The sequence below is a fragment of the Buchnera aphidicola (Eriosoma lanigerum) genome, assembly GCF_964059125.1.
In the GTDB taxonomy this organism is placed as follows: Bacteria; Pseudomonadota; Gammaproteobacteria; order Enterobacterales; family Enterobacteriaceae; genus Buchnera_D; species Buchnera_D aphidicola_C.
Genome location: NZ_OZ060396.1, coordinates 1 through 8,363, shown reverse-complemented (window position 1 = coordinate 8,363; position 8,363 = coordinate 1). Strand labels below are relative to the sequence as shown.

The following is an 8,363-nucleotide window of genomic DNA, read 5'->3' as shown; positions in this document are numbered from 1 at the left end:
TTTTTAATTAAATTTATATATAAATGAAAATAAATTACATTTTTTATTTATTTAATATTAAAGAATTTGTTTTTTATTATTTTAAATATTATATTTAAATCTTAAGTTTAGAAAATTACTTTCAAAAATAATTTAATTTTATTTATATATAAAATAAATGAGAACAATATTTTTTTTTAAGATTTGTTGACACATAATAATTATATAATGTAATATGTAAAAAAAAAATACTGAAAAATTTTTATTATCTTATCAAATTATTATAAATAATTTTTAGTATTTTAAATCTACAATAATATTAATATACAATGATGAAAAAAAATAAAATTTATGTTGATTTAATTCAAACTGAAGCAAAATATCACTTTAATCCTACATTAATATTTAATACAATCTGTAATAAAAAAAAAAATGTTTTGCTATTAGAATCTGCGGAAAATGAAAGTAAAAATAGTCTTGAAAGTATGATTATTATTGATTGTGCGATTCGAATTTGTTGTTTTCGTAATATAGTAGAATTACAAGCAAAAACAAAAAATGGAGAAAAAATATTACATCTTTTAGATTTATATATTTCATTTAATGTAAACATACATATTGCTAGAAAAAAAATGATTTTAATTCTAACTTTCCCAATAATTAATGCTAATAATGTATATTTAGATGAAGAAAAAAAACTGATCAATTTATCAGTTTTTGAATCATTGCGTTGTATGATTAATTTTATTCATAGTAACATAAATTCTGAAAGATCAGTTTTTTTTGGTGGACTATTTTCTTATGATTTAATTACTAATTTTGAACCAGTTATACGTGTTAATAAACAATCTAATTGTCCTGATTTTTGTTTTTATTTAGCTGAAATGTTATTACTTTTAGATCATAGAAAAAAAAATTGTTTAATTCAATCTAGTATATTTACTGATGATAAAATTGAAATTAAAAGAATTCAAACTAGACATGTAGAAATAAAAAAGATATTGAATAATACATTTTTTCCTAAAATCACTCGTTGTACTTTAAATAATATAACTGTAAAAGTTAATAAAACAGATCAAAAATATAGAGAACAAATTCATAGAATGAAAAATTTGATTCAATTAGGAGAAATTTTTCAGATTGTACTCTCTCGAAAATTTTATTTACCATGTATTAACTCTTTAGCAGCTTATGATGAATTAAAAAAATCTAATCCTAGCCCTTATATGTTTTTTATGCAAGATCAAAATTTTACATTATTTGGTGCTTCTCCAGAAAGTTCATTAAAATATGATTTTAAAAATAAAAATGTTGAAATTCATCCAATTGCTGGTACTCGATCTAGGGGGAAAAATAAAGATGGTTCTATTAATTTAGATTTAGATAGTAAAATAGAACTAGAAATGAGAATGGATAAAAAAGAATTGTCTGAACATTTAATGTTAGTAGATTTAGCCAGAAACGATTTGGCTAAAATTTGTGAAACTGGTACTCGATATGTAGAAAATTTAATGAAAGTAGAAAAATATTCTCATGTTATGCATTTAGTTTCTAAAGTTATTGGAAAAATAAAAGAAAAAATTGATATTTTTCATGCTTATCAATCTTGTATGAATATGGGTACTTTAACTGGAGCACCGAAAATTAGAGCAATGCAAATTATTGCAGAAGAACAAGAAGATCGAGGAGTATATGGTGGAGCAATCGGTTACTTTACTGGATTACAAAAATTAGATACTTGTATCATTATTAGATCTGCATATGTGGTTAATAATATTGCAACAATACAAGCAGGTGCCGGTATTGTTTTTGATTCTATAGCAAACGAAGAAATATTAGAAAGTAAAAATAAAGCACAAGCTGTATTAATTGCAATTGCTCATGCTCATAATTATAGAGGTAAAATTTAAAGAATATGTCTAATATTTTATTAATTGATAATTTTGATTCTTTTACATATAATTTAGTAGACTTATTACGAATAAACAATCATACAGTATTAATATTTCGTAATCATATTTCTAAAAAAATTATTATTCAAAAATTATTAAATATGAAAAATCCGATTCTTATGTTTTCTCCTGGACCTGGGAATCCTAAAAATGCAGGTAATATGTTATCATTATTAAACGAATTTAAAAGTAAAATACCCATAATTGGAATTTGCTTAGGACATCAAGCTATCATTGAAGCATATGGAGGAAGTATTCATCCTTCAGAAAAGATTGTTCATGGAAAAAGTTCATGGATTATACATGATAATCAAGATATGTTTAGAGATTTACCTAATCCCTTGTCTGTAGCTAGATATCATTCTTTAATTGGTAATCAATTACCTACTTCTTTTGTAGTTACTTCTTATTACAATCGTATTATAATGAGTGTTAAAAATATTGCAGATCGAGTATGTGGTTTTCAATTTCATCCTGAATCAATATTAACTACTTATGGAAGTATACTTTTAGAACAAACTATTCAATGGATAGAAAATTAAAAATTATATTATTTTGTTAGTTAGTAAAATACAATCTTTTTAGAATCAAATAAAATTTAATTTAGATTTAATATTATTAAAAAAAGTAAATATAAAATTAATTTTTTAAATTTTCTATATTTTATAATTAATTTTATTTATAGTGAGATCCATCTTAAAAAATTTGTATATATTAATAAATTCTTTAATTAACTTAATAAAAAAATATTTTAGAAATCAAAATATCGAAATTTATTTGATTACTGATATCTATTATAGAATACAATAAAAATAGATAATAAAAAAACTTTCTAAATATTTAATAAAAGTAAAAAAATATTTCCATATAATATATTTAATTTAAAAAATTATTAGAAAATAAAAAAAAATAGATATTTTATATATATCAAAATTATAAGTATATGAGAATACAATAGTAAAGTATTTTACTTTATTAAAAAATTAAAATAATTTTAATCATTATTAGATTTATATATATAAAATTACTAATACAACTAGAATAGAATTCAATTCTGTTTTTATTATTTATAACAAAACTGTATACAAACAAATAAAAATTAACATGTATTGTTAAATTTATTTACTTTGTTATCTGTATGTATATATTTTTCTTTAATCACTCATTAATTTTTTAGTTTTTTTTAATTATTTTTTATTACTACCTTATTATCATAAATATTATAAAAATTACAAATTTAGTATATAGTTTTTAATTTTGTTTTAAATCCAAATTAATTGCTTATAGGAATATTCTTTTAAAATAAACTATTTAATAGATAAAAAAATTCATATTATATATTTTTTTTAATTAATAGAATTTAACATTAAAATCATTCATATTTCTATTTAATATTTTTATTTATTTTAAATATTTTAATAAAATATATTAATTATATTTAATAAAATATATTAATTTTATTTTTTTAATAATTTAATTAACAATATGATTATAAATTTTTAATATTTTTTTTTTAATTTAAAATTAAATATATACATAAGATATATTTTTATTATTAATTATAATTTAATTTATATTTTATATTATTGTATAAAATAAATTAAATTAGTTTTTCATATTTATTAAATTTAATAATGGTATATAATTTTTTATATTTAATTAAATTAATTGTAAAATATAAAAATTAATTAAATAAAATAATAATAGTATTTATTATCAATTCATAATAAATATGATAATAAAAAAAATAATATATTTTGGTATTTTAAAATTATTATATATTTATTATATATATATAATTTCCATATATATTGTGTAAAAATAAGTTATTATATTTTTTACTATTAATTTATTTTAATTAATAATTAATGTAGTATTTTTATTAAAAAATAATTTAATAAATACAATAATAGTAATTTATATTATTAATATATATATATATTTAAAAAATAATTGGATTATCAGTTTTTAAATCATCTTATCATATAATTAATTTTATTTTTCATAATATAAATTTTGAAAAAATTATTCTTTTTATGTACTATTTTCTTATAATTTCATTACTATTTCTAAATTAGTTATAAGTATTAATAAATAATCTGATTTTCTTAATTTTTGTTTTTATTTAGCTAAAATATTATTAATGTTAGATTATTGAAAAGAAATATTTAATTTAATTTAATATATTCACTGATGATTTCATTATAACTAAAATAATTTAAATTAGATATTTCAAGATAAAAATATTAAATAATACGATTTTTTTTTAAAATAATTTATTGTCTTTAAATAATATAACTATGAAAGTTAATACAATAGATGAAAATATGGAGAAAAAATCATAAAAATAAAAATTTAATTCAATTAAGATAAATTTTTCAGATTGTATCTTTTTGAAAATTTTATTTATCATGTCTTAATTTTTTAGAAATTTTTGATAAATAAAAAAAATATAATCTTAAATTTTATATATTTTAAATACAAGATTAAAATTTTATATTATTTAGTATTTTCCTAAAATTTTATTGAACTATAAATATAAAAATATTAAAATTTATCTAATTGTTAGTATTCAAATTTAAGAAAAAATAAAGATGATTTTATGAATTTAGAGTTAGATAGTAAAATAGAACTAGTAATAAGAATGGATGAAAAAGAATTTTCTGAACATTTAATATTAGTAGATTTATCCAGAAACGATTTAGCTAAAATTTGTAAAACTGGTACTCGATATGTAGAAAATTTAATAAAAGTAGAAAAATATTCTCATGTTATGCATTTAGTTTCTAAAGTTATTGGAAAAATAAAAGAAAAATTGATATTTTTCATGCTTATCAATTTTGTATGAATATGGGTACTTTAATTAGAGCACCCACCGAAAATTAGAGCAATGCAAATTATTGCAGAAGAACAAGAAGATCGAGGAGTATATGGTGGAGCAATCGGTTACTTTACTAGATTACAAAATTTAGATACTTGTATCATTATTAGATCTGTATATGTGGTTAATGATATTACAACAATACAAGCAGGTTCCGGTATTGTTTTTGATTCTATACCAAACGAAGAAATATTAGAAAGTAAAAATAAAGTACAAGCTGTATTAATTGCAATTGCTCATACTCATAATTATAGAGGTAAAATTTAAAGAATATGTCTGATATTTTATTAATTGATAATTTGATTCTTTTACATATAATTTAGTAGACTTATTACGAATAAACAATCATACAGTATTAATATTTCGTAATCATATTTCTAAGAAAATTATTATTCAAAAATTATTAAATATGAAAAACCCGATTCTTATGTTTTCTCCTGGACCTGGGTATTCTAGAAATGCAGGTAATATATTATCATTATTAAACGAATTTAAAAGTAAAATACCCATAATTGGAATTTGCTTATTAGGATATCAAACTATCATTAAAGTATATGGAGGAAGTATTCATCCTTCAGGAAAGACTATTCATGAATTATACATGATAATCAAGATATGTTTAGAAATTTACCTAATCCCTTGTTTGTAGCTAGATATTATTTGTTAATTGGTAATCAATTACCTACTTCTTTTGTAGTTACTTCTTATTACAATCGTATTATAATGAGTATTAAAAATATTACAGATCGAGTATGTGGTTTTCAATTCCATCCTGAATCAATATTAACTACTTATGGAAGTATACTTTTAGAACAAACTATTCAATAGATAAAAAATTAAAAATTATATTATTTTGTTAGTTAGTAAAATACAATCTTTTTAGAATTAAATAAAATTTAATTTAGATTTAATATTATTAAAAAAAGTAAATATGAAATTAATTTTTTAAGTTTGCTATATTTTATAATTAATTTTATTTATAGTAAGATCAATCTTAAAAATTTGTATATATTAGTAAATTTTTTAATTAATTTAATTTTTTTTAATTAAATAAAATATTATTAATTTCATAACATCAAAAAAAAATGTTTCATTTAATTTAATAAATTTCATTTTGACATGATTGAAATTAAAATAATTCAAAATAAACACATAAAGATAACAAAAATACATAAAAAATTTATAAAATGAAAAATTACATTTAATAAATAAAAAATATTTTAGAAATCAAAATATCGAAATTTATTTGATTGCTGATATCTATTATAGAATACAATAAAAATAAATAATAAAAAAACTTTCTAAATATTTAATACAAGTAAAAAATATTTCCATATAATATATTTAATTTAAAAAGTTATTAGAAAATAAAAAAAAATAGATATTTTATATATATCAAAATTATATTGATATAAGTTTTATAAATGGGAATAAAAAAAAAATTAGAGTAATAATAATCATTACAGAAGAAAAAAATCAAGAAGTATATGAGAATACGATAGTAAAGTACTTTACTTTATTAAAAAATTAAAATAATTTTAATCATTATTAGATTTATATATATAAAATTACTAATACAACTAGAATAGAATTCAATTTTATTTTTATTATTTATAACAAAACTGTATACAAACAAATAACAATTAACATGTATTGTTAAATTTATTTACTTTGTTATCTGTATGTATACATTTTTCTTTAATCACTCATTAATTTTTTAGCTCTTTTTTAATTATTTTTTATTACTACCTTATTATCATAAATATTATAAAAATTACTAATTTAGTATATAGTTTTTAATTTTATTTTAAATCCAAATTAATTGCTTATAGGAATATTCTTTTAGAATAAACTATTTAATAGATAAAAAATTCATGTTATATAATTTTTTTAATTAATAGAATTTAACATTAAAATCATTCATATTTCTATTTAATATTTTTATTTATTTTAAATATTTTAATAAAATATATTAATTATATTTAATAAAATATATTAATTTTATTTTTTTAATAATTTAATTAACAATATGATTATGAATTTTTAATATTTTTTTTTTAATTTAAAATTAAATATATACATAAGATATATTTTTATTATTAATTATAATTTAATTTATATTTTATATTATTATATAAAATAAATTAAATTAGTTTTTAATATTTATTAAATTTAATAATAGTATATAATTTTTTATATTTAATTTAATTAATTTTAACATATAAAAATTAATTAAATAAAATAATAATAGTATTTATTATCAATTCATAATAAATATGATAATAAAAAAAATAATACATTTTGGTATTTTAAAATTATTATATATTTATTATTATATATAATTTCTATATATATTGTGTAAAAATAAATTAGTATATTTTTTACTATTAATTTATTTCAATTAATAATGTAGTATTTTTATTAAAAAAACAATTTAATAAATACAATAATAGTAATTTATATTATTAATATATATATAAATTTAAAAAATAATTAGTTTATCAATTTTTAAATCATCTTATTATATGATTAATTTTATTTTTAATAATATAAATTTAAAAAAAATTATTCTTTTTATGTACTATTTTCTTATAATTTCATTACTATTTTAAAATTAGTTATAAGTATTAATAAATAATCTGATTTTTCTTAATTTTTGTTTTTATTTAGCTAAAGTATTATTAATGTTAGATCATTAAAAAGAAATATTTAATTTAATTTAATATATTTACTGATGATTTCATTATAACTAAAATAATTTAAATTAGATATTTCAAAATAAAAATATTAAATAATACGATTTTTTTTTAAATAATTTATTGTCTTTAAATAATATAACTATGAAAATTAATACAATAGATAAAAATATGGAGAAAAATTCATAAAATAAAAATTTGATTCAACTAAGATAAATTTTTCAAATTGTATTTTTTTTGAAAATTTTATTTACCATGTCTTAATTTTTTAGAAATTTATGATAAATTAAAAAAAAATAATTATTTTATATTTATCAAAATTATATGAATATTAATATTTTATGTAATTAATTAATATTGTAATAATATAAGCTAATTCTAGTATTATTTTTGATTTTTAATCCGATATTAATTTTAATTGTTTATTCTCATAAATATCAAAAAAAGTAAAATTTAAAAATATATTTAATGTTTTATTAATTGATTATTTTCTCAATTACTAAGATATTATTTTTTATAAAAAAAAGTTTCTTAAATATAACAATCAATTTTTTCTTTGATCAAAAATTCAATTCTATTTATATAAACTGTATTTATGCATAAGTTGTGCATAAGTTGTGCATAAGTTGTGCATAAGTTGTGCATAAGTTGTGCATAAGTTGTGCATAAGTTGTGCATAAGTTGTGCATAAGTTGTGCATAAGTTGTGCATAAGTTGTGCATAAGTTGTGCATAAGTTGTGCATAAGTTGTGCATAAGTTGTGCATAAGTTGTGCATAAGTTGTGCATAAGTTGTGCATAAGTTGTGCATAAGTTGTGCATAAGTTGTGCATAAGTTGTGCATAAGTTGTGCATA

At 16.6% G+C, this 8,363-nt stretch carries 2 protein-coding genes and 2 pseudogenes; all 4 read left to right on the top strand.

The features are described from left to right. The first annotated feature begins 311 nt into the window (after nucleotides 1-311). The 4 genes and pseudogenes from AB4W75_RS02740 to AB4W75_RS02725 all read left to right on the top strand — a co-directional run bounded on the left by AB4W75_RS02740 (nucleotide 312) and on the right by AB4W75_RS02725 (nucleotide 5,640). Nucleotides 312-1,889 carry an anthranilate synthase component 1 gene (locus AB4W75_RS02740; protein WP_367679688.1) on the top strand — a complete coding sequence of 526 codons (1,578 nt, stop codon included), beginning with the start codon at nucleotides 312-314 and terminating at the stop codon, nucleotides 1,887-1,889. A 5-nt stretch (nucleotides 1,890-1,894) separates the two neighbouring features. Then, a complete protein-coding gene (locus AB4W75_RS02735; protein WP_367679687.1) occupies nucleotides 1,895-2,473 on the top strand; it encodes an aminodeoxychorismate/anthranilate synthase component II in 579 nt (192 codons plus the stop codon). 2,060 nt (nucleotides 2,474-4,533) lie between these two features. Next, nucleotides 4,534-5,079 (top strand): annotated as a pseudogene (locus AB4W75_RS02730) (chorismate-binding protein). Nucleotides 5,080-5,084: 5 nt separating this feature from the next. Then, nucleotides 5,085-5,640: pseudogene (locus AB4W75_RS02725) on the top strand (anthranilate synthase component II). The last annotated feature ends 2,723 nt before the right edge of the window (nucleotides 5,641-8,363 follow it).